The sequence below is a fragment of the Candidatus Poriferisodalis sp. genome (assembly GCF_965208485.1).
Classification (GTDB): domain Bacteria; phylum Actinomycetota; class Acidimicrobiia; order Acidimicrobiales; family Poriferisodalaceae; genus Poriferisodalis.
This window is the reverse complement of record NZ_OZ242344.1, coordinates 3141816-3164239: the sequence shown is the minus strand read 5'-3', so window position 1 is coordinate 3164239 and position 22424 is coordinate 3141816. Positions and strand designations below refer to the sequence as shown.

The 22424-nt window shown below is 66.4% G+C and carries 14 protein-coding genes; 7 read left to right on the top strand and 7 right to left on the bottom strand.

Translation table 11 applies throughout. The features are described from left to right. Positions 1–107: 107 nt before the first annotated feature. The gene (locus ACOGXQ_RS14775) at positions 108–674 is read right to left on the bottom strand and encodes a DUF1697 domain-containing protein (RefSeq protein ID WP_419944382.1); all 567 of its coding nucleotides are present in this window, start codon (positions 672–674) and stop codon (positions 108–110) included. Beyond that, positions 671–1063, bottom strand: a complete 393-nt coding sequence (locus ACOGXQ_RS14770) for a DUF3224 domain-containing protein (RefSeq protein ID WP_419944381.1) — start codon at positions 1061–1063, stop codon at positions 671–673. Before ACOGXQ_RS14770 ends, ACOGXQ_RS14775 begins: the two co-directional genes overlap by 4 nt. A 121-nt stretch (positions 1064–1184) precedes the next feature. Between ACOGXQ_RS14770 and ACOGXQ_RS14765 the strand changes: the two genes are divergently transcribed. From ACOGXQ_RS14765 to ACOGXQ_RS14750, 4 genes are all read left to right on the top strand, one after another. After that, positions 1185–2843, top strand: a complete 1659-nt coding sequence (locus tag ACOGXQ_RS14765; RefSeq protein WP_419944380.1) for an HNH endonuclease signature motif containing protein — start codon at positions 1185–1187, stop codon at positions 2841–2843. Positions 2844–3127: 284 nt separating this feature from the next. Further along, entirely contained in the window at positions 3128–3799 is a 672-nt protein-coding gene (locus ACOGXQ_RS14760) for an IS1595 family transposase (RefSeq protein WP_419944379.1), read from the top strand. Beyond that, the gene (locus ACOGXQ_RS14755) at positions 3796–3936 is read left to right on the top strand and encodes a transposase (protein ID WP_419944378.1); all 141 of its coding nucleotides are present in this window, start codon (positions 3796–3798) and stop codon (positions 3934–3936) included. The genes ACOGXQ_RS14760 and ACOGXQ_RS14755 overlap by 4 nt, the downstream gene beginning before the upstream one ends. Continuing rightward, complete coding sequence (locus ACOGXQ_RS14750) at positions 3926–4069, top strand: hypothetical protein (protein WP_419944377.1); 144 nt, start codon at positions 3926–3928, stop codon at positions 4067–4069. The genes ACOGXQ_RS14755 and ACOGXQ_RS14750 overlap by 11 nt, the downstream gene beginning before the upstream one ends. 265 nt (positions 4070–4334) lie before the next feature. On the opposite strand, the gene ACOGXQ_RS14745 is transcribed toward ACOGXQ_RS14750, so the two are convergent. Beyond that, positions 4335–4658 carry a hypothetical protein gene (locus ACOGXQ_RS14745; RefSeq protein WP_419944376.1) on the bottom strand — a complete coding sequence of 108 codons (324 nt, stop codon included), beginning with the start codon at positions 4656–4658 and terminating at the stop codon, positions 4335–4337. Positions 4659–5099: 441 nt separating this feature from the next. Here ACOGXQ_RS14745 and ACOGXQ_RS14740 point away from each other — a divergent pair, with 441 nt between their 5' ends. Beyond that, positions 5100–5309 carry a hypothetical protein gene (locus ACOGXQ_RS14740; protein WP_419944375.1) on the top strand — a complete coding sequence of 70 codons (210 nt, stop codon included), beginning with the start codon at positions 5100–5102 and terminating at the stop codon, positions 5307–5309. A 364-nt stretch (positions 5310–5673) separates the two neighbouring features. Here the strand turns inward: ACOGXQ_RS14740 and ACOGXQ_RS14735 are convergent, their stop codons facing one another. Further along, positions 5674–7788 carry a cell wall-binding repeat-containing protein gene (locus ACOGXQ_RS14735; RefSeq protein WP_419944374.1) on the bottom strand — a complete coding sequence of 705 codons (2115 nt, stop codon included), beginning with the start codon at positions 7786–7788 and terminating at the stop codon, positions 5674–5676. Positions 7789–7993: 205 nt separating this feature from the next. Continuing rightward, positions 7994–10267, bottom strand: coding sequence for a cell wall-binding repeat-containing protein (locus ACOGXQ_RS14730; RefSeq protein ID WP_419944373.1), 2274 nt, complete (start codon positions 10265–10267; stop codon positions 7994–7996). Between the two features lie 523 nt (positions 10268–10790). Here ACOGXQ_RS14730 and ACOGXQ_RS14725 point away from each other — a divergent pair. Beyond that, entirely contained in the window at positions 10791–13070 is a 2280-nt protein-coding gene (locus ACOGXQ_RS14725; RefSeq protein WP_419944372.1) for a cell wall-binding repeat-containing protein, read from the top strand. Positions 13071–13551: 481 nt separating this feature from the next. Here ACOGXQ_RS14725 and ACOGXQ_RS14720 read toward each other — a convergent pair whose 3' ends face one another. Next, a complete protein-coding gene (locus tag ACOGXQ_RS14720; RefSeq protein ID WP_419944371.1) occupies positions 13552–15966 on the bottom strand; it encodes a fibronectin type III domain-containing protein in 2415 nt (804 codons plus the stop codon). A gap of 393 nt (positions 15967–16359) precedes the next feature. On the opposite strand from ACOGXQ_RS14720, the gene ACOGXQ_RS14715 reads away from it, so the two are divergent. After that, positions 16360–18573, top strand: a complete 2214-nt coding sequence (locus ACOGXQ_RS14715) for a hypothetical protein (protein WP_419944370.1) — start codon at positions 16360–16362, stop codon at positions 18571–18573. A gap of 99 nt (positions 18574–18672) precedes the next feature. Here the strand turns inward: ACOGXQ_RS14715 and ACOGXQ_RS14710 are convergent, their stop codons facing one another. Continuing rightward, positions 18673–22392 (bottom strand): cell wall-binding repeat-containing protein, encoded by a 3720-nt coding sequence (locus tag ACOGXQ_RS14710; protein WP_419944369.1) that lies wholly within the window; start codon positions 22390–22392, stop codon positions 18673–18675. Positions 22393–22424: the final 32 nt, after the last annotated feature.

Sequence of the window (22424 nt, the reverse complement as noted above, 5' to 3'; positions counted from 1 at the left end):
CAAGTCGCGTGATTCTCCCCCATGCGCAGGTCTCTGACCTGCGGAAATGCGTGAGCGGATCACGCGACTTAAGACGCGGCGGACCCTAATCATCTAGTGCTGGGCGGCTAGAGCTTGGCGGCGATGCGTTCGAGCGTGTTCCAGTTGCGGGCGGTGGCGGTGACGTCGAGGTGTCGCTCGAGATGCGAGTACGACAGGCGCAGCGCCTTGATGCCGTCGGGTGCCCAGACGTAGGCCTCTGTGCCCTCGATGTGGACGACCTCGGGGCTGTGGTCGGCGTCGACGAGCTCACGGACGGCGTCGGGGCTCGGTTCTTCGGAGAGGAAGTTGACCAGGTAGCGGGAGCCGTCGTCGGCGACGTGGCCGAGGGGATTGCGTTCGAGGATGGCTTCGATCTCGGCGGCGGCGCGGGCGGCGCAGGGCACGTGGACGTCGAACTCGTCGGCCAACAGCTGCTGGACGGAGACGGCCACGGCGGCGGTGCTGGGCCGGCCGGGCTGGTCGGGCTGGTCGGCGGTGACCTCGGCAGTGACGATGATGTTGCCGCTCTGGAGGATCGTGACGGGATCGGCGTAGCCGGCCTCCGCCAGCTTGGGGCGCAGATCGGCCATGGGGACCCGGTTGCGCCTGCCCACGTTGATCCCCCGCGGGAGAACCACGCAGCGCGTTGTCATGTCTGCTCATAGTCGAGAACGTATGAGTGTTTCCCATCGGTGTTGTCGATCTCCAAGGTGCCCGAAATGCCTGTCAGCTCGCCGGTGCCGGAGTCGGGAACAATCCTCACGGCGAGTTCCGCGTCGCCCTCGGACATGATCCCGCTGTGCTGAAGGACAAAGGAACCTGATCTCCCCGCGACGGAGCCTGTGAAGTACTCGATCGCGACGTAGCCGGCCGAGCCGGGGGTGCCGGTGCGGGCGGCGACCATCTGGGCTTCAGACGCACCGACCATGTCGCCGGCGAATTCCTTGCGCACGGTGATGCGAGTGATCTGGTTCCCGTCCCGCTCGAGAAATGGAGGCTCGGCCTCCATCGTGACTTCCAAGGCTCCGCGAGCGGTGGTCATGAAGGTGCTCCTTGGTCGCGATTGAGAAACGGGGCCACGCGTCCGCTCGGGTAGTGCATGCGGCTGGCAATGACTGAAGCTCAGGCTAAGCGTGTTACACCCCTCGTATACGTTGGCCTTCATGACCTCCAGCCCGAGGCATCGACTTGGCAGTGGCCCGCAGTCCGCGGTCCGCCCGTTGGTCGGCCGGGCGTGCCTGGCGGAGATGCGTGCGCGGCTGGCGCAGCGATGTGAGGGCGAAGTTCGCGGCAACGCCGGCGGTGTCCGTGATGCTGTGGATGCTGCGGTGGAGTCGTTGCTGGACGGTCCCCTGGTCAGCAGTGATCAGGCGCAGACTGCGGACGATGAGGATGTGGTGTGGTGCACGCAGGCGGTGCAGCGGGCCATCAACGTGCTCGAGGGGGCGCGCAGCACGCTGGCTGGCGAGGCGACACGGCGCCGGCTGCATGCGCGTCGCGGGGAGGCCTCGGCGGCAGAAACGCTGGTCAATGCCACGGGGGTGGGAGGCGCGTTGGCGCGCCGCGTTGAACGCGAGGCAGAGATTCTGGATGCGCAGCCGCAGGTGGCTGCGTCTTTGGGACACGGCGTGATCAACGCAGAGCAAGCTGCTTTGGTCGCTGCGGCGGAGGTCCCCGACGAGGCGCGAAGGGACCTGTGCAAGCAGGCTCGGAACCAGACGGCAGACGAGACACGGAAGACCGTGCGTGCCGCGGAAGCAGCGTGGCGACGCGAGAGCGATGCACAGCGGCGGGCGCGCCAGCGCGCAGCTAGGTCGGCTTCGATGTGGATCGACCCCGACAACGGCATGTGGCACCTGCGGGCCAAGTTTGACGCGCTCACGGGCGATGCAGTCAACCGACTCTTGATGAGCGCTGTCGAGCGGAACTGGCGGAGTGACAAAGAGCTGCCTGAATCGAGTCGGCGCAGCGTGCAGCAGCGAGCCGCCGACGCGCTCGCGTGGCTGCTCACCGCCGCCAGGGGCCATGGTGCAGCCAATACGGGAGGAAATGCGGCTGCTTCCGGTGGTGCCCAGCACACCGACTCGGTGCCCCGGGATGCCGTGGCGGTCCTTGGCGCGCCGGAAGAAGCGGCGACGCCCCGGGATGCCGGAGCGGCCGCCGGCGAGCGCGGGGGAGACGATGTCTGGATCGTGCCGAGTCCAACGCAGATGATCGTGCTCGCCACGCTGGACAATCTGCGTGGCGGCTCGAGCGAGCGGGCTGCGGTCGCGGGCGCCGACGACGAATCTCTGTCGCTCGCGAATCCACGTCCGGCAGCTCCAAATGCTGCGTCCGCGGACGCCGCGTCGACACAGGCGCATGACCTGCTGGCAGTTCCCGGCGCGACCGCGATCACCGAGAACGGCACCATGCTCGGCGTCGCTGACCTGCGCCGGATCGCCTGCGACACACAAGTCATACCGGCAGTGATGGGTGGCCCGAGCGAGGTGCTCGACGTTGGGCGGGCCAAGCGCACCATTACGCCAGCCCTGCGCAGGGCATTGATTGCACGCGACCAACGATGCGTCTGGCCCGGCTGCGGCAGAGCGCCCGTTCACTGCGACGGGCACCACATCCAGCACTGGCTCGACGACGGGCCGACCAGCCTTGCCAACCTGGCGCTGCTCTGCCACAGCCACCACCACCGGCTGCACGAGTACAACCTGGTGCTACATCCACCGACCGAGCCGGCACCGCCCGGGGAAGGCTGGACCATCACACAGGCCCCACCCCGCAAGGCGTGCACGCCGGTCCGAGATCACACCCGACAGAACCGTTGAACGCTAGATCGACAAATCTGCACAGCCACTAGTGTCCTGAGTGGCTAGATGGTTGTTTCCAAGGGGTCAGTGCAAACATCTATAGTGAAAGATACTGAAATATACGCAAAAGGATATTGAGCGCTCAGGAACACGGGCGCGAGCAGCGGATGTCCGAGCCGGAGCTGAGCCGGAGCGCAAGGTCGGCAACGGACTCAGGAGCCGAGCAACCCGCGATACGGAAGTCATGGGAATGACTTACGTAGTTACCCATAGATGTCACACCCCCTGTTTACGTTGGGGGCATGGCAAACGGGTTGAGCGTGTTTCAGGTGATGGAGATGTTTCCCGATGAGGCGGCGGCTGAGTCGTGGTTCTGCGAGCAGCGCTGGCCCGGTGGGGTGCGCTGTGTGGAGTGTCACAGCGACAACGTGGCCGTGCGGCCGACGCGGAAGCCTCAGCCGTTCCGGTGCCGTGACTGTCGGAAGGATTTTTCGGCCAAGACCGGGAGTGTGATGCACGCGTCGAAGCTGCCGATCCGCACCTGGGTGCTGGCGATGTGGCTGCTGTCGGATCATTGCAAGGGCACGTCGTCGCATCAGCTCGCCCGCGACTTGGGGATCACGCAGAAGTCGGCGTGGTTCTTGGCTCATCGTATTCGCGAGGCGTGGACCGAGACCTACAGCACCGACCGGTTCGCCGGTCCGGTGGAGGTGGACGAGATGTTCGTGGGCGGCAAGGCCAAGGCTCGGCATCGGAAGCGGCAGGCCGATCCGTTGCTCGATCTGGTGACGCCGGTGGTGGGGATGGTGGATCACGGGTCGGGCAAGGCGGTGGCGATGCCGATTGGCGACTTGAAGGCTTCGACGCTGACGGGGTTCGTGAAGGAGCGCACTGTTCCGGGTGCGGTGGTGCGCACCGACGAGGGGTCGGGTGTATGCCGCTGGCGAAGATGGGGTATCGGCATCAGACCGTGAATCACAGCAGCGGCGAGTACGTCGGCACCGATGGGGCGACGACGAACAGCATCGAGGCGTTGTGGTCGGTGTTCAAGCGCGGTTACGTCGGCACCTACCATCACATGTCGCGTAAGCATCTGGCTCATGTCGCGTAAGCATCTGGCTCGGTACGTGACCGAGTTCACGGCCCGTCACAACGCTGCTCGTTCGGCTCTGGCGGCGCGGCTTGCGGGGCTGGCAGCGGGCACGGACGGCAAGCGGCTCGACTGGGCGACGCTGACGGCGTAGCGAACACTCGCGCGGCTGTCGTAGCGTGGGGCTGGGGCTGACCGGGGGCTAGGTCGGCCAGAAGGCGACGAAGATCGCGATGACCGCAGCGACAGCGGCGATGAGAACGATGACAGCGCAGCCGGCTTGGGCGGCTTTGTTGCCGAAGTCGTCTATCGCTGCTTGGGCTTTGGGCTTGGTCGGCAGGTGCGCTCCGCATTGCGGGCATTTCTTGGCTCCCCGAGAGCACGGGTGCGCGCAGTCTCGGCAGGCTGAGGTCGGCACGCTAGGCGTCGGCTCGGTGAGTTACGGGCCGGTACTGCCGGGTGGCCCACCAGATGCCGAACAGGATCACGGCCCAGGACATCGCGCTGCCGCTGGCGATCATCCACGGCAACGCGGCGAGGGCTTGATCGGCAGCGCAGTCGGTGCTGTAGCGAGAGCATTCGGCGGAGGATGCGGTGACGGCGGCTAGGACGCCTCCGGCGATTGCGATGGCCGCGGTGCCGATGCACATGACGGCCCACAAGCGTCGCCAGCGGTTCTTCTCGACAGTGACGGCGAACCCGTCGGGCAGCTCGGCCAGCCCGACGGCAAGGCGGGTGCTCATGGGGCGGTCCCCTTCGAGTCGGAGGCTCAGGTCGTCGTGCTACCAACACCGTTCGCAGCCGATCCGAAGGGGACCACGGCAACGCCGTGAGCCTCTGACATTTCGACTGCGGCCCCTAGGAGACTGCTGAGCAATTGCCGAAATCGCCGATTCATGGGCACAAAGCCGCAGGTCAGAGCGTTGCAGACTTGCCCGAATCCGAATAAATCAGCGGTCTCCTAGGGGCCGGTGTTGGTAGCACCCGGAAACCTACCGCGGTCCCGTCAACTGTGTTTACGATGTGTAGCGTTACCCGCTACGGCGAGATCAAGGGCGTCACGACATGAGCGACCAGCCAGACGACGCAGATCGAAAGCCAGAGCCTCCGCCTGCCATTCCCGACAGCCCGGAGCGCATTGCTCGCGCGGTGGCGGTCAGCCGGCCGCGGCCGCAGAAGAACCGATGAGCACGCCCGACGAGACCCGCGAGTTCCTGACCGAGATGTTCGACCAGATCGGCGAACGCTTCGACCGGGTAGACGAGCGTTTCGACCGGCTTGAGTCTGACATCGACGGCCGTTTTGGCCAGCTTGACGAGAAGGTGGATCGGGTGCTGCGAGAGAACGGGGCGCTGATCGACGCGGTGGCGGATATCAACAAGCGGCTTGGGTAACTAAGTCAGTTACCCCCGGAGTCATCGATGTCTCTCGATGATCGGAGCCTGGGTGGGTGTTCGACGGTAACGGCCGGTGGTGCTGAGCGACGGCGAGCGCGAGACGCTGGTGCCGCTATGTGCAACGAATTCCCCACTCGGGACACTAGGAGGGTGGTCGGAAAAAGGGGATCTTGCCGACACAGCAAGTCCCTGACCTGCGGGTTTGCATCTGACAAACGCCGAAACAGCGGCTTTCCGACCAGCCTCCTAGCCGACTGGTCAGAAACGGGGGTCTTGCCGAAACCGCGCCCAGCGCCCCGGCGAGTCCGCCTGGTGCCGGGTTGCGTCTTGTCATGGGGGTGCTGGTTTGGGCGGCGGCTTCTCAGTCGGCGAGTACTCGCCGGGCTGCTTGGGCGGCGGTGTCGATCCGGTTGTCGCCTGCGATGCGCCGCACCGCGGCGGTCGGGGCTGCGTCGACGATCGCTGCGCGCACGGTGGCGCTGACGGCCGATGCGCCGCCGACGATGAAGACACGGCCGGGCCGGTAGGCGCGTATGAGTGCCTGCGTCGCTGCGGGCAGCGCACCGCTCCCGGTGTACAGAACGGCGGCATTGTCGGTCGCCGCCGCGAACGCCGCCGCCACCCCGACATCGGGCGACGACCAGCCGTTGGCCACCACCAGCGTGACCTCCTCAGACGCCGCTACCGCCCCGTGCAGCACACGCCGCGCCACCTGCACAGCGGTCCCCACACGATCAGTGCCGGTCACCCGCGTCGGGACCGCCACACCCGCAGCCTCCGCGATCTCGTCCGCGACCGCGGCCGAGACCGCATCGACGCCCCCCAGCACAAACACGCTCTCCGCCCGGTAATCGCGCAGCACCGCAGCCGTGGCCGGCGGCAGGCTGCCGCTGCGCGTGTACAGCACGGCCGCCTGCTCGCTGCCCGCCGCCAGCGACGCCGCGGCGCCGATGTCAGGCGGAGACCAGCCGTTCACCACGACAAACGCAACGCCTCCCGCAGCGGAGGGATCGCCCAGAACCCGCCGCGCCGCGCGCGCAGCAGTGCCGGCCCGGTCGATGCCGGTCACCCTCGCGACCCCCGACCCGGGCGACACCGCCCGAACTCGATCGCTCACCGCGTCCGACACGACCGACTCCCCGCCGACGATGACGACCTCAGCAGGCAGCTCGTCCCGCAACAACTGCTCCACCGCCGAAGGCAGCGCACCCGCCCCCGTGAACACCACCGCCGCCGCCTCGGTCCGAGCCGTCAGCACAGCAGCCGTGCCCACATCCGCGGGACTCCAGCCGTTCGCCACCACCAGCGTCGCCGTCCCAGCAACCGCACCGCCGGCCTCCTCGTCCTCTGCGTTCCCGGCCTCCTCGTCCTCTGCGTTCCCGGCCTCCTCGTCCTCTGCGTTCCCGGCTTCCCCTTCAGAGCCTTCTTCATCGTGACGCCCATCCCGCTCCGGAGCACCCTCGCCGCTCTGAGACTGCCCCGCCGACTGCCCCGACTGCCCCGCCGACTCGGCGCCCGACCACGGAATCGCCGGCGTGCTCGTCGGCTGCCCGTCGGCACCGAGCTCAACCACCGTCACCGCGAACGCCAAGTCGTTATCGCCCGTCCTTGACCAAGCCTTGTAGATTGCAGCGGACACGTAGTAGGTCCCTGACGTCGACGGGGTGAAGTCGGCCCATACGGGACTCTCCCAATAGCGCGCATCCTCGCGATGGTCGACGCCGTCTCTGGTGCCCGGAATATGGGTGCCGTCGGCATCGCGGACGCCGTACAGCAACGGCAGCCATCTTTGATTGCCGCTGTTCCGCTCGGCATCCCCTGTCCTCGTCTCGACGGTTATCCGATACGCCGTGCCGGCGGAGAGGCTGATGCGGAACCAGTCGATGTCTCCGGGATAATCCCAGTGCCTCACCACGGCAGCGCCGGCCGCGGCAGTGCACGCGGTGCTCGTGCTCTGATAGCAGTCGTCGGGAAGGCTGATGACCTTCAGCCAGTACGTCGGAAATTCTTGGACGTACTCGATCTGATGTTCTTTTTCTTCGCGGTCCCACTTCCAATGATCAGGCAGGCCGGCGGCGAGGTAATACGTACCCGACGTCGGCACCACAAAAGTCATCTGCACGCGATATGGCACCCGTCCATCGGGCAGCACTACCTCAAGGGTGCCATATGACTTCGGTTCACCGTGCCATGAGGCCAAGTCGGTATCGGGAACCAGCGTCCCGCTGCTGTCGTATATACCGTGCAGGCGGCGGTCGCGGCTGAACGCGACCGAGTATCCGACTTCAGCCTCCAACGTCAATTCGAACCAGTCGACCTCGTCATGCGCACGATGAGTTGCCGACACCGCGGGGCCGTCCACAGTCAGAGAGCAGGTCGTGTCGGTCGATGCCGCGCAGTCGTCCGGCGGCGTCTGCGCACCCGCATTCCCGACCGGCAGCGCGAGCACGGTCGCGACCACCGGCAGCCACAGCAACGCCGCAAGGAACCTGCGAGGGCGGGCCGGCGCCGACCGCCGCACACGCGCCGCGCCAAAGCGTGAGCCGGCGAAGTGTGGGCCGACACTGTCAACATTTCCCTGCTTGCCCATGCCGCGACACGAGCGCCGCAGCACTCGACGGTTCGTTTCCGTCGTCCGTGCGGGTCTGGCACGGACGGGCTTGTCCAGCGCGGGGCGAAGGTCAGTCATCGGCGAGAATGCGTCGGGCTGCCCGGGCGGCAGTGTCGGTGCGGGTCTGGCCGGTGATGCGCTCGATGTCGACACTGTCGGGCGCGGCTTCGCGAACCGCGTCGCGGACCTCGTCGCTGACCGCTGAGCGGCCGCCGACGATGACCACCGACACCGGCTCGTACTCGTCGATGAGCGCCTCCGCGGCATCGGAAAGCGCCTCCGCCTCGGTGTAGACCACCGCCGCGTTGTCGTCAGCGGCCGCCAGCGCCGCCGCCACGCCCACATCAGGCGGCGACCAGCCGTTCGCTATCACCAAGGTGACCCTCGCGGCGTCCTCGGCATCGCCGAGCACACGCCGCGCCGCCGCCGCCGCGGTCGCGACACGGTCAGCGCCGGACACACGCGACACGCTCGCCTGCCCGCCCGCCGCGTCAGCGGCCCGCTGCTGCGCAGCCGCGCTGACCGCCGCCTCACCGCCCACCACCACCACCTCCTCGGTGGGGTACTCGCGCAGCAGCGCAGCCGACTCCTCAGCCAACGCGCCGCTGCCGGTGTACAGCACCGCCGCGCGGTCCCCGCTGGCAGCCGCCAGCGCCGCCGCCACGCCCACATCAGGCGGCGACCAGCCGTTCGCTATCACGAACGTGACCCCGCCGCCGGCAGCGCCGCCCAGCACACGCCGCGCCGCCGCCGCCGCGGTCGCGACACGATCCGACCCCGACACCCGCCGCACATCAGAACCCCTCGACGCCGCACGAATCTCGCTCAGCACCGCCCGAGGCACCGCCGCCGGGCCGCCCACCACCAGCACCTCAGCCGGCAGCGAATCCCTCAGCAGCCTCCCCACCTCAGCAGGCAGCCCCCCCTCAGCGGCATACACCACCGCGCCGCCCTCACGAGCCGCCAGCACCGACGCCACACCCACATCAGCAGCACTCCACCCATCAGCCACCACCAACGTCGCCACACCCACATCCAGACCGCCGCCACCACCGCCACCAGAAAAACCACCACCAGAACCAGAACCTGCACTGCCGCCAGAAGAACCACCGCCGACACTGCCGGTATTGCCCGGCGGGGTATTGCCCGGCGGGGTATTGCCCGGCGTGCCGTCGCCGGGCATGCCGTCGCCGGGCATGCCGTCGCCGGGCATGCCGTCGCCGACGGAACCACAGGCGCTCAGACCGAGGTTCTGCCCGCTCAGCAGGCTCGTCAATGCATCAGGAATGCACCCCGTCAGACCATTGCCGACCAGTTGGAGCCTCTGGAGCTTGGTCAGGTTGGCAAGCTCGGGCGGAATCGAACCCGTCAGCTCGTTTTGCGACAAGTTGAGCCACATGAGGTTGGTGAGTTCTTCCAGCTCAGTCGGGATCGAACCCGTCAGCTCGTTGATAGACAGATCAAGCTGCTCAAGGTTGGTGAGTTCCTTCAGATCAGTCGGGATCGAACCCGTCAGCTCGTTGTTGCTCAGCGAGATCTGTTGCAGGCTGGTGAGGTCTTTCAGCTCAGTCGGGATCGAACCCGTCAGCTTGTTGGAAGACAGATCAAGCTGCTCAAGGTTGGTGAGGTTCTTCAACTGAGTCGGGATCGAACCCGTCAGCTCGTTGTTGCCCAGCAAGAGCGAGGAATTGAGGTTGATGAGACTGCCCAGCTGGGTCGGAATCGAACCCGACAGACCGTTGAAGGACAGCTTCAGCCGCGTGAGGTTGGTGAGACTGCCCAGCTGGGTCGGAATCGAACCCGACAGATCATTGGAAGACAGATCGAGGCTGGTGAGGTTGGTGAGACTGCCCAGCTGGGTCGGAATCGAACCCGACAGATCATTGGCAGCCAAGCCGAGGTCGGTGAGGTTGGTGAGACTGCCCAGCTCAGTCGGAATCGAACCCGACAGATCATTGGCAGCCAAGGCGAGGCTGGTGAGGTTGGTGAGACTGCCCAGCTGGGTCGGAATCGAACCCGACAGACCGTTGAAGGACAAGTTGAGCTCGGTGAGGTTGGTGAGGCTGCCCAGCTGGGTCGGAATCGTTCCCGACAGATCACTGAACGCCAGGTTGAGTTTGACGACACGGGCGGGGTCGCCTCGGAGGACGACGCCGTCCCAGCCAGCCATATCCACTTCGACGCTCCAGTTCAGCGAGGCTTCGGTGCTGTCGCCGATGAGGGTCGGCTGAGCGGCGAGCAGGTTGTTGCAGTCGGCGATGAGGCCGGTGTTGGCCGTGGAGCCCACCACCGCAGCGGTGCCCGAGCACGTCGGAGGCGACTGCGCCGAGACAGGCCCGCCCATCCCGAGAACCGTCACGGCCGCGGCAATGAACACCGTTGCAGACAACGCCGACAGAGCCGACAGAAGTCCGTGCCTGCGGCTGGCCCCAATGCGGCCGCGGTATCTGGCTGCAACGCTGAGATAGCTTCGCTTGCAGATCTGTGCGCCATAATTGCATGAGATGGCTTCATTTGCAACCATAGTAATCTCACTCCCCCTAGGCTGTGCGCGATTTTAGTCTGCTGCACTGACCCACTCAGCCCGCTCGCTCAGCCCGAATCCACCGTTGGAGCGGGTGCGCGGAGTGTCAGCGGCCGCGGGGCGCGCAGTAATGAACCGGGCAGGCACCGGTTCGTGACGGCGGTGCCCGCGCTGGTGATCGTTGTCGCTCCTGTGCCAGATCTCGGCTTGAGCGGGTCAGTCAGGGCACAGTTGGGTATGGCATGCGCGGACGTCGCCTGTTGTTCGCGCCGGTCAGAGGACCGGCGCACCGCGCGGCGAAACCCGCGACTCACCACTAGTGCCGCGGCACTAGTATCGCAGCATGGGCAAGCATGGGAACATCGGCATAGCTAGCTCAGGCCTCGGCGCGACGCGTGTCCTGCGGGCGGCGCGTGTCCTGCGGGCGGCGCGTGTCCTGCGGGCGGCGCCGGTTCGCCCTCGCAGGTTCCTTGCGGCGTTGCTGTGGCTGCCGGTGGTCGCGGCCGTGCTCGCGCTGCCGGTCGGGAATGCGGGCGCGCAGCTGGAGCCGGACGACTGCGCGGCATCGAGCGATACGACCTGCTCGCTGACCGTGGGCGGCACCGCGGTGTCGGCTTTTCTCCATGCACATCACGATGTCGACTGGTTCGAATTGGAACTCGAGGCGGATGTCGGGTACACGGTCGCGTTCAGTCGCAACCGCCGCCTGCACGGCATATTCGACAGCAGCGGGACGCTGGTTCCCGACACGGATTTGGCTGAATGGTACGGCGAGCCCTTGTCGTACAAGGCAGCCCATCAGATAGTGCTGCCCGATGGAAAGGACATATGGGGTCGCGTGCAGATGACTTTTGTGGTGCCGACGTCGGGTACGTATTACCTCGCCGCCGGCCTGCCTGATCATTGGAAGTGGGACCGCGAAGAAAAAGAACATCAGATCGAGTACGTCCAAGAATTTCCGACGTACTGGCTGAAGGTCATCAGCCTTCCCGACGACTGCTATCAGAGCACGAATACCGCGTGCACTGCCGCGGCCGGCGCTGCCGTGGTGAGGCACTGGGATTATCCCGGAGACATCGACTGGTTCCGCATCAGCCTCTCCGCCGGCACGGCGTATCGGATAACCGTCGAGACGAGGACAGGGGATGCCGAGCGGAACAGCGGCAATCAAAGATGGCTGCCGTTGCTGTACGGCGTCCGCGATGCCGACGGCACCCATATTCCGGGCACCAGAGACGGCGTCGACCATCGCGAGGATGCGCGCTATTGGGAGAGTCCCGTATGGGCCGACTTCACCCCGTCGACGTCAGGGACCTACTACGTGTCCGCTGCAATCTACAAGGCTTGGTCAAGGACGGGCGATAACGACTTGGCGTTCGCGGTGACGGTGGTTGAGCTCGGTGCCGACGGGCAGCCGACGAGCACGCCGGCGATTCCGTGGTCGGGCGCCGAGTCGGCGGGGCAGTCGGGGCAGTCGGCGGGGCAGTCTCAGAGCGGCGAGGGTGCTCCGGAGCGGGATGGGCGTCACGATGAAGAAGGCTCTGAAGGGGAGGCCGGGAACGCAGAGGACGAGGAGGCCGGGAACGCAGAGGACGAGGAGGCCGGGAACGCAGAGGACGAGGAGGCCGGGAACGCAGAGGACGAGGAGGCCGGCGGTGCGGTTGCTGGGACGGCGACGCTGGTGGTGGCGAACGGCTGGAGTCCCGCGGATGTGGGCACGGCTGCTGTGCTGACGGCTCGGACCGAGGCGGCGGCGGTGGTGTTCACGGGGGCGGGTGCGCTGCCTTCGGCGGTGGAGCAGTTGTTGCGGGACGAGCTGCCTGCTGAGGTCGTCATCGTCGGCGGGGAGTCGGTCGTGTCGGACGCGGTGAGCGATCGAGTTCGGGCGGTGTCGCCCGGGTCGGGGGTCGCGAGGGTGACCGGCATCGACCGGGCCGGCACTGCTGCGCGCGCGGCGCGGCGGGTTCTGGGCGATCCCTCCGCTGCGGGAGGCGTTGCGTTTGTCGTGGTGAACGGCTGGTCTCCGCCTGACATCGGCGCCGCGGCGTCGCTGGCGGCGGGCAGCGAGCAGGCGGCCGTGCTGTACACGCGCAGCGGCAGCCTGCCGCCGGCCACGGCTGCGGTGCTGCGCGATTACCGGGCGGAGAGCGTGTTTGTGCTGGGGGGCGTCGATGCGGTCTCGGCCGCGGTCGCGGACGAGATCGCGGAGGCTGCGGGTGTGGCGGTCCCGACGCGGGTGACCGGCACCGACCGCGTGGGGACCGCTGTGCAGGTGGCGCGGCGTGTGCTGCACGGGGCGGTAGCGGCGTCTGAGGAGGTCACGCTGGTGGTGGCCAACGGCTGGTCGTCGCCCGATGTCGGGGTGGCGGCGGCGTTCGCGGCGGCGACCGACAATGCCGCCGTTCTGTACACCGGGAGCGGTGCGCTGCCCGCAGCGACGCAGGCACTCATACGCGCCTACCGGCCCGGCCGTGTCTTCATCGTCGGCGGCGCATCGGCCGTCAGCGCCACCGTGCGCGCAGCGATCGTCGACGCGTCCCCGACCGCCGCGGTGCGGCGCATCGCAGGCGACAACCGGATCGACACCGCCGCCCAAGCAGCCCGGCGAGTACTCGCCGACTGAGAAGCCGCCGCCCAAACCAGCACCCCCATGACAAGACGCAACCCGGCACCAGGCGGACTCGCCGGGGCGCTGGGCGCGGTTTCGGCAAGACCCCCGTTTCTGACCAGTCGGCTAGGAGGCTGGTCGGAAAGCCGCTGTTTCGGCGTTTGTCAGATGCAAACCCGCAGGTCAGGGACTTGCTGTGTCGGCAAGATCCCCTTTTTCCGACCACCCTCCTAGTGTCCCGAGTGAGGAATTCGTTGCACATAGCGGCACCAGCGTCTCGCGCTCGCCGTCGCTCAGCACCACCGGCCGTTACCGTCGAACACCCACCCAGGCTCCGATCATCGACCAAGACCCCATGATGGCGCAACGGACACTAAAACACGACTAACTAGCCACTCGGGACACTAGGAGACTGCTGAGCAATTGCCGAAATCGCCGGTTCACGGACGCCACGCCGCAGAATGCATGATGCCCGGAAGAACACTGCGACACACTGCTAGCCGGCTGTTGCGGTTGTCTCGGCGGTTCGTCGGCGTCGGTCGCTGTCGGTGTCGCGTGTCGGGTTGGAGGAGTTGACCGCCGTTATCCGGATGCTGTAGCTGACCCCCGGGCTCAGTCCTGAGATGGTGTGGCTTGTCGTGCCGAAGTAATGGAGTGGCACCGTGAGGATGGCTTGGCGGGTCGTGTCGTAGTTCTGGCCGGCGGTCTTCCATTGCACGGTGTAGGCATTGATGTCGGGTGTGGTCTGGTACAGCGGGCCGGCCCAGGACACCTCGATGGCGCCGGCGCCGCCCGGGCCGGCTTGGACGTCTTGGGGCACGCGGTTCTTGCAGCCGCCGTCCACCCACGGGTTCTTGGGCGGCGGCCCGCGGTGCTTGAGCGCGGTGACCCACATGGCGCCGCGGCCTTCCTCATGTGAGCAGTAGCCGCCGAAGAGGTGTTTCAAGTGCTCGACGATCTGCCAGATGCCGCCGTCGAGGCGGAGCAGCTTGAGGTCGGCCCACAGTTCGTCGAGGTCGATGCTTCTCATGGTCCCGTGGCTGGTGTAGCGGTCCAGGAACCACTGCGGCATCTCTCCGTTGCTGAGGCTCGTCATGAACGCGCAGGCAGCCTCGCGCCCGAACTCGGGATACCTGCCGCTGCGAGGCAGTTTGTCGCAGCCGTGAACCGTGTACGAGGCGAGGTAATCCGCGACTGCTTCTCCGTGTGAGTAGGAGTCATTCGTGACGGTCCTCCTCTCAAGCATGTACAGCCACAGCGCGGCGATCCCCAGCTTCCGCTGAGGATCGTCGGAATGAATGTGGGGATGCAGCGAGTAGTGATGCCCCAGCTCGTGCAGGATGACATTGTGGGCGTGCCGGTAGTCATGCCTCATCGAGATTGCAGGCGGCACAGAGAAGTAGAGCCCGGCGCCGTGTTTGTACTCGGGGTGGGCCACGGCATGGATCCGAGCCGGCAGCGGGTATTCGTACCATGCTTCGCGCAGCCACGGATTGGCTGCGACACGAGGATCGATGACGTTCTTCTCGATCCAGCTCTTGTACGACAGCGTCCGCGCTGTGCCCTCGAGGACTGCTATCGCAACGTCGTCCGAAATCATGGCGCTGGCACGGACATGGTACTCGGCGCCATATTCGAGGCCGCTGATGGTGTGCTGCTGCATCGTCGAAGGGACTACACGGCGCCGTGTGCTGTCGTATTCCTGATTACCGGCGCGCCACTCGATCCGGATGCCGCCCAACTCGCCGGCAATGAAGGGGTCGATCAACTGCCATGACACATGGATGTCGGCACGCTTGTCGGCACCGGCGAGTGTGAGACCGCTGCGGTCGAATACGTCGTCTTCGGTGTTGCAGCTGTTGCTGGGTCCTTGCAAGGCATGTTGTGCTGCTTGGTGGGTGCTGCTGATGCGGGTGGCGGTGCGCCCGCCGGGCAGCTGGGTCTTGACGGTGTCGCTGAGGGCGTCGGTGCTGCCGATGAGGATGATCTGCTGCGGCGCGAGGTCGACGACTGCGTAATGAGCAGGCTGCCCAGCGTCGTGCGGCGACGCCGCGTACAGCACCACGCTGTCGCCCAGCGCAGCAGCCAGCGCGGCCGCTGTGCCGACGTCGACGGGGGAATGGCCGTTGGCGATGACCGCCGCAGCGACGCACTCGCCCGCTGCCGCATTGGCGACCTCGGCGGCGGTGTGCTCACGCGCAGCGCCGGCGAGGCGCCTGCTGCGAACCTCGGCGCCGGCCGCGGCCACGGCATCGGCACGCAGCCCCGCGGAGACCGCGGCAGTCCCGCCGACCACGAACAGCCTCGAGACCCAATAGTCGCTCAGCAGCGACTCAGCGCCGCCCGCCAGCACGTCGCGGTCCGTGTACAGCACAGCGTCAGCGCCGCCCGCAGCCACCAAGCCCGCAGCCGCGCCCACATCAGCCAGCGACCAGCCGTTGGCCAGCGCGATCTCGACCTCCCCGGCCTCGCCGGGACTTCCCAAGGCCCGCCGTGCTGCCGCAGCAGCAGTCTCGATACGAGTCGCGCCCGACAACCGCTCGACCGTCGCCCCAGACGCCAGCGACATGACCTGCCACCGCAGCGTCTCGGACAGCACCGCAGCACCGCCCACCAGAATCACCCCCGACACACCGCCCTCCACACCGCCGAACACGGCACGCTCCACCACACGCTGCGCGTCCTCGCCCAGAGCATCGGCTCCCGAAGAAAGCACCAACGCATCAGCCTCCCCAGACGCCACCAACATCGCTCCCACACCGATGTCGGACAACGACGACTCGTTGGCCACCGCCAGCACCACACCATCACCGCTGCCCTCACCCTGCGCCGACACAGGCCCCGCAGCCGACCACAACAACCCACCCGCCAACACCACACACACCACAGCCCGCACACGCTTGGCGCGCATCTTCTGACTCGGGGCCGGCGAATACCGTCGCTGCCACAGCCCGCACACGCTTGGCGCGCCTGCGTCAGGGGAGACTCTGCACCATGCACTCGACTGCAGCATCCGCGCCCTCCAGCAATCCAAGCGGGCGATGCCAAGGAGGTTAGCTCCATCGGCCCCGGACACGGCTTCCCGATCATCGCCGGCCTGGCCGCCCACTCATCGAGGTGCGACCGGTCTACGGGATGGCTCGTGCGGTGCTGGCATCAGGATTCGGCGTGCTGAAATTGTCGATATCGTGGAACGTGTGTGTCGATTCCGGCGTGCTCAGACCGGCGCTGCGCTGCCGGGCGCGGGCCGGGATGATTGTTGATGGCGTCGCTTTGATGAGACGTACGTGATCATGAGACGTTCGTGATCAGCGGTTGGGAGTCGGACGGCGACGACGATCCGCAATCGGCGCGTCGCCGCAGTGCGGGCGGCGGATGGGCCTCAGACCCGCTGGGCGATCCTGCGAGCCGACGCGGAACAGACGGCGGATGGGCCTCAGACCCGCTGGGCGATCCTGCGAGCCGACGCGGAACAGACGGCGGATGGGCCTCAGACCCATTGGACGATCCTGCGAGCCGACGCGGAACAGACGGCGGATGGGCCTCAGACCCGCTGGGCGATCCTGCGAGCCGACGCGGAACAGACGGCGGATGGGCCTCAGACCCGCTGGGCGATCCTGCGCACGGGCACAGAGACGCAGACGGGAACAGTTCTCGGAAGGCCGTGCTGTCTGGGCGAGCGAATGCGGTGCGCGATGCAGCGGCGCTGTCGGCGGTGGTCGCTTGGGGCGCAGCGCTGCTGTTGCTGTGGGCGGGAGGCCCGACAGCGCAGTCCGAGGTTGCCTCGCCACCTGGCACGCGGGTCGAGGCCGCCGGGGACGCGGCTGAGGGCGGTGTCGATCCGGCACAGCAGGCAGGACCCTCTCAGCAGGATCCGATCGGGTCGCCCGGCTCGGACCGGACAGCAGCCGATGCCGTCCCACTCTCAGAAACAGCATCCGACGACCGCGCAGACACCAGCCTCAACGAAACGGGATCAGCACCGCCCGATGTCGCCGACCGGACTGGCGCCGAGTCCGCCGACGACGATACGGCCCAAGCCGACAGCACCGACCGGACAGACACCCAGACCGGCAACACCGGCAACACCGACAACACCGACCGGACAGACCGGACCGGCCAGACCGACACCGAGCCTGCCATCACCGAGACCGTGGAACCCGGCGCCGACGATAGGACCCAAGCCGACAGCACCGGCCAAGCCGACCAGACCGACACCGAGCCTGCCATCACCGAGACCGTGGAACCCGGCGCCGACGATAGGACCCAAGCCGACAGCACCGGCCAAGCCGACCAGACCGACACCGAGCCTGCCATCACCGAGACCGTGGAACCCGGCGCCGACGATAGGACCCAAGCCGACAGCACCGGCCAAGCCGACCAGACCGACACCGGGCCTGCCATCACCGAGACCGTGGAACCCGGCGCCGACGATAGGACCCAAGCCGACAGCACCGGCCAGACCGGCACCGAGCCTGCGACCCAAGCCGACAGCACCGGCCAGACCGGCCAGACCGGCACCGGGCCTGCGGCCGCGGATACGGGTGCTGCGCCGGCCGGCGACTCAGAGCTGGCAGCCGACAGATTCGTTTCGCTGTCGGTCGGCTTGCACCACACATGCGGCATTCGCGCTGACGAGACGCTCGCCTGCTGGGGCTGGAACTACTACGGCCAATCATCCCCGCCGCCAGGCAGCTTCACCTCGGTGACCGCAGGCACCAGCTCTGCGTGCGCCATTCGCACCGACAAAACGATCGCCTGCTGGGGCTCGAATGAAGATGGCCAGACGTCGCCGTCTTCGGGCACCTTCACCGCTCCCATCTTCAAAGGCGGAGGGTTCCATTGCGCCATTCGCACCGACAAAACGATCGCCTGCTGGGGCTTGAATGAGTATGGCCAGTCGTCGCCGCCTTCGGGCACCTTCACAGCAATGTCGGCAGGCTTGGGGCATTCGTGCGCCATTCGCACCGACAAAACGATCGCCTGCTGGGGCTCGAATGAAGATGGCCAGACGTCGCCGCCTTCGGGCACCTTCACGTCCGTGTACTCAGGAAACGATCATTCGTGCGCTATTCGCACTGACGGGACGGTCGCCTGCTGGGGCGGGGACACGTATGGCCAGACGTCGCCGCCTTCGGGCACCTTCACGACCATGTCTCTGAGGAGCTTTTACTCGTGCGGCGTCCGCACTGACGGGGCCGCCTTGTGCTGGGGCCGGGACGACTTCGGCGAAGCATCGCCGCCTTCGGATTACTTCGCTGAAGTGTATGCATACGCGCCGTTCGCGTGCGGCGTTCGCACTGACCGGACTGTCGCATGCTGGGGCCTGGACTACGACAACGGGGCGTCCCCGCCGCCAGGCCCGTTTGCCGCAGTGTCCATCGGCGCTCATTCTTGCGGGCTTCGAGATGACGGGACTGTCGCATGCTGGGGACGGGACCGCCACGGTCAAACGTCGCCGCCTTTGGAGGACTCGTGGGCCGGCTGCGTCGACTGCAAGAGCGAAGACCGGCGCTAGCCCAATAGCCGACGCCAAGCCGACGCTGTGCATCTGCATCCGACGGCGCACGACGCTATCCGACGGCGCACGGCGCTATGACATCGGACGGCCTGGTTTCTACGGGGTGCCGAGGATTCTGCGTGCGACGGCGGCGGCGGTTTCGACTCGTGTGGGTCCGCTGAGGCGCGAGATGCGTGCGTCCGGGGCGGCGATGCGGACGTTGTCGCGCATCCGCTCGGAGATGACTTCGCTGCCGCCGACGAGCACGATGCGGCTCGGCGGGTAGTTCCACAGCACCGAGACGGTCTCGTCGGTGAGCTCGCTGCGGTCCGCTTGCGGGGCGAACAGCACATAGGAATCAGGCGTACGCGCGCTCAGCACGGCAGCCATCATGACATCAGGCGGACGCCAGCCGTTCGCCAGCATGAACACCTGCGAGCCCGCAGGACGGCTGCCGGGCAGGCCCAGCGACTCGCGCACCGCGCCGGCCGCGGTGCCGGTGCGATCAGCCCCGGCGACGCGCTCGACGCCCGCATCAGGCACCAACTCAGCGATCTCCTCCTCGATGCCGACATCCACCACCGCCACACCGCCGACCACCACCACCCGCGCCGGACGGTACTCAGCGATCAACTCCGCAGTCGCCCCAGCCAGACTCCCGTCCGCAGCGGTATAGAGAATCGCCGAACGCTCCTCCTGCGCGGACAGCGCAGCCGCCACGCTGATGTCAGGAGAACGCCACCCATTCGCGACGAACAACGTCGCACCGGCACTGCCGGCACCCGGCGCCCCCAGAATCCGACGCGCGATGCCCGCAGCAGTCTCCACCCGCGTAGCGCCCCCGATACGAGAGAAATCAGAACCATCCGACACCCGCCTCGCCGTCGCGAACGCCGTCAAGCTCACCGCAGCAGTCCCCCCGACAGTGACCACCTCAGCAGGCCGATAATCGGCCAGCAAATCACGAGCCGCCTCCGAAAGCCGATCCCCCGCCGTGTAGAACACCGCCGACCCCTCCGTATGAGCACTCAGCGCAGCCGCAGCAGCAATATCAGGCGGACGCCACCCATTCGCCATGATCAGAATCGCCTCACCCGTCACCACATCGCCAACAGGCACCACCGCACCATCAGCCGGCGGCGCCCCGACAACACCCGCAGACACCGCCGACAACGTATACGGACCCCCGAACTCGTCCTCATACACCACCGTCGCCCGCAAGAAATGCCCCAAATCAGCACCCCCAGGCACATACCGCGACTCCAACGGCTCATCCGACTCCGCCTCGCCGTCAACCGCCTCCCACACATCACCATCCTGCGAACGCTCCCACGCCCACGAACTCACCACCACATCGTCATCCTGATCGAACAACTCCGCCGTCAACGGCACCGACACCCGCGGCATCGTCGAAGAAAGCCAGAACTCACCGTCATCATTCTCATCAACCACCGTCACAACAATGTCCAACCGGCTCTGCGCACCCAAAGAATCAGTCGCCACCACCGTCACCGGAATCACCGGCAAACTCTCATGATCCAACAACGCACTCGTCCGCAACTGACCACTCGACACATCAATCGCCAACGGCAAGCCGATCACGTCGTCAGCCATGTCACCCATGTCAGCCATGTCACCCATGTCAGCCATGTCACCCATGTCAGCCATGTCAGTCTCCGACGGCATGCCGGCCAACTCGCTCTCGAGACTGAAGGTCACCGGATCGTCGTCCAGAGCGATGAAGGGCGGTCCGATCAGCGTGCCGACGGACGCATGCTCGGAGATCTCGAACTCTGTCACTTCTTCCTCGACACCCATGCAGCTCACGTCGGCAGAAGGGGCGAGTCCGTGCTCAAGGACATCGAACTCCACCACAGGCCTCACGAACAGCGGCGCCATGTTCGCCGTCGAGGAACCCCGAACCGTGTGGTGCAGGTTGTCGTCGAGGGCGGCGTAGCTGAGATCCGCGTCGAGTTGGAAAAAGTCTCCCGTGTCCAAGGTGCCGCCGTTCAGCGTGATCGGGTCGGCCGGCAGCGAGACGCCGTCGTCGTCCCCCTCGTCCACGACCGTGTAGTCGAAGGTCAGCAGCGTCCGGCCGTCGGCATGGGTCGTCGTGGCATGCGCCGCCTGCCGCAGATTCGGCCCGACCTGCAGCCCCAGGTACGGCACGCCGCCGGCGGTGTCGACGGACACGATGTCGTCGATCGTCACCGTCACGGTGATCACCTCGCCCGTCATGTACGAGACGCTCATGGGCTGAGACGTGATCTCGATGCACACAGCTTGCGCAGATACGGCATCGAAGACCGCGTCGACGAATTCCGTCGGCGACGAAGCGCATTCGCCGTGCAGGAACCACCGATGTGGCTCCACACGGCTCGGCATCGCACTGTTCGGGCCCGTATATCTGCCGATGGGGATCCGCACGGCGCCTATCGACGAGCCGTCGTCGGCGTACACACCGGTCAGGTTGGACAAAGGCAAAGCGAACGCGCCGGAAGTCGCGGCTCCTACGAAGAAAGCGCGTTCGTACTGCTGCAGCACATAGGCCAGCCACTCAGCAGTTCCTTCGGTCCCCGCATCGACTAGCACCACCACAGGCAGATCGTCAAAGTCGCCCGCAAGATGTCCTCCACTGGTCTGAAACCTTGCGAATCTAGATTCCGTACCTGTTTGCGGTCTCCACATCATGCTTCCGACGTCAACCTCGTCCCCGAGAAATGCGGCGGCAATATGCCGCATTCCCGATCGGTTGTTGCTGTAGGTGCCTCGCAAGTCGAGAATCAGCTCGTCGATGGCATCATTCTCTATCTGGTCGCTCAGAATCAGCTGGAACAGAGCAATATCATCCCGGGGGAGACCGTTTTCGTCCAGCTGCCTCGGTGGATGATATACTGTATCGCGTTCCATCGAGTTTACTTTGATGTAGCCGACCTTGCTGGTGCCGCTGTCGGCAACCAAGCCAAAGGCCGCCGGCATGGTGTACTCCATGCCGTTCACGTCGAACGTCAGTGGCTCCTCGTCACGTACAACATCTATGCGGATGTCGATTGGCTCGATGTACCGATCTTCCAGATCCCACCATGGCGGGCAGCCATGGGAGCCGCCGACGGGAATTCGCTCAACTTCGTCTGCCGCGCCGACATCGGTGACAAATCTTGTGATGAAATCGCCCACCTGCAAGCCGGCCATATCAGCCGCTCCCCCTGCGTCCACACTGGCGACATACCACGCGCAATTCAGCCATATCGACGGCGGGTCATAGATTGAGCACGGCCTGCCGTACTCGTCGGCGAATTCGTCCTGCATGCCGAGTTCGACACTCTTGACGGCCCTGCTGATCGTGGCTCTGAATACAATGAGTTCCGGCACGGTCAACCGGTCGGTCTCGATGTCGTCGAAGAACGCCAGCATCGCGTCGGTCGCGACAAGCACCGCTCTGACGGTGTCGAGCACTTGGTCGATCTCGTCGCACACCGCCTCGAACGCTGCATGCGGCGCGTAGCACTCCGGCGCCGTCCCCGATGTCCGCTGATCGAGAGAGGCGTTCTGCACGCCCGAGACTGCGGCTGCGGCAAGCTGGGCAATCTGCTCGGCGCGCTCGTCGGAGGACTCGTCCGGATCGATGTCGAAGTGCTCATCCACAATGAGGTGGAAGGCGACGCACAGCATCAGGAAGTCCTCGGGCACCGTGGTCGTCGAACGGCATTCGGCGGGCACAGTGCTGCGGCTCTGCGGGCTCTGCGCTGCGGCCTGCGTCGGCACTATCACGATGGCGAGCGTTGCGAGAGCGAATGCCGCCAGCGCAGCGAGGCGGCGAGTGGTTCTAAATCTCACGGTGCGGAGAATACCCCCCCCCCCCCGGCGAT

What these genes read in the sequence shown, in the direction of transcription:
- ACOGXQ_RS14775 (WP_419944382.1), bottom strand. Translation starts at nt 674, where the DNA reads ATGACAACGCGCTGCGTGGTTCTCCCGCGGGGGATCAACGTGGGCAGG.
- ACOGXQ_RS14770 (WP_419944381.1), bottom strand. Translation starts at nt 1,063, where the DNA reads ATGACCACCGCTCGCGGAGCCTTGGAAGTCACGATGGAGGCCGAGCCT.
- ACOGXQ_RS14765 (WP_419944380.1), top strand. Translation starts at nt 1,185, where the DNA reads ATGACCTCCAGCCCGAGGCATCGACTTGGCAGTGGCCCGCAGTCCGCG.
- ACOGXQ_RS14760 (WP_419944379.1), top strand. Translation starts at nt 3,128, where the DNA reads ATGGCAAACGGGTTGAGCGTGTTTCAGGTGATGGAGATGTTTCCCGAT.
- ACOGXQ_RS14750 (WP_419944377.1), top strand. Translation starts at nt 3,926, where the DNA reads ATGTCGCGTAAGCATCTGGCTCGGTACGTGACCGAGTTCACGGCCCGT.
- ACOGXQ_RS14745 (WP_419944376.1), bottom strand. Translation starts at nt 4,658, where the DNA reads ATGAGCACCCGCCTTGCCGTCGGGCTGGCCGAGCTGCCCGACGGGTTC.
- ACOGXQ_RS14740 (WP_419944375.1), top strand. Translation starts at nt 5,100, where the DNA reads ATGAGCACGCCCGACGAGACCCGCGAGTTCCTGACCGAGATGTTCGAC.
- ACOGXQ_RS14730 (WP_419944373.1), bottom strand. Translation starts at nt 10,267, where the DNA reads ATGGGCGGGCCTGTCTCGGCGCAGTCGCCTCCGACGTGCTCGGGCACC.
- ACOGXQ_RS14725 (WP_419944372.1), top strand. Translation starts at nt 10,791, where the DNA reads ATGGGCAAGCATGGGAACATCGGCATAGCTAGCTCAGGCCTCGGCGCG.
- ACOGXQ_RS14720 (WP_419944371.1), bottom strand. Translation starts at nt 15,966, where the DNA reads ATGCGCGCCAAGCGTGTGCGGGCTGTGGTGTGTGTGGTGTTGGCGGGT.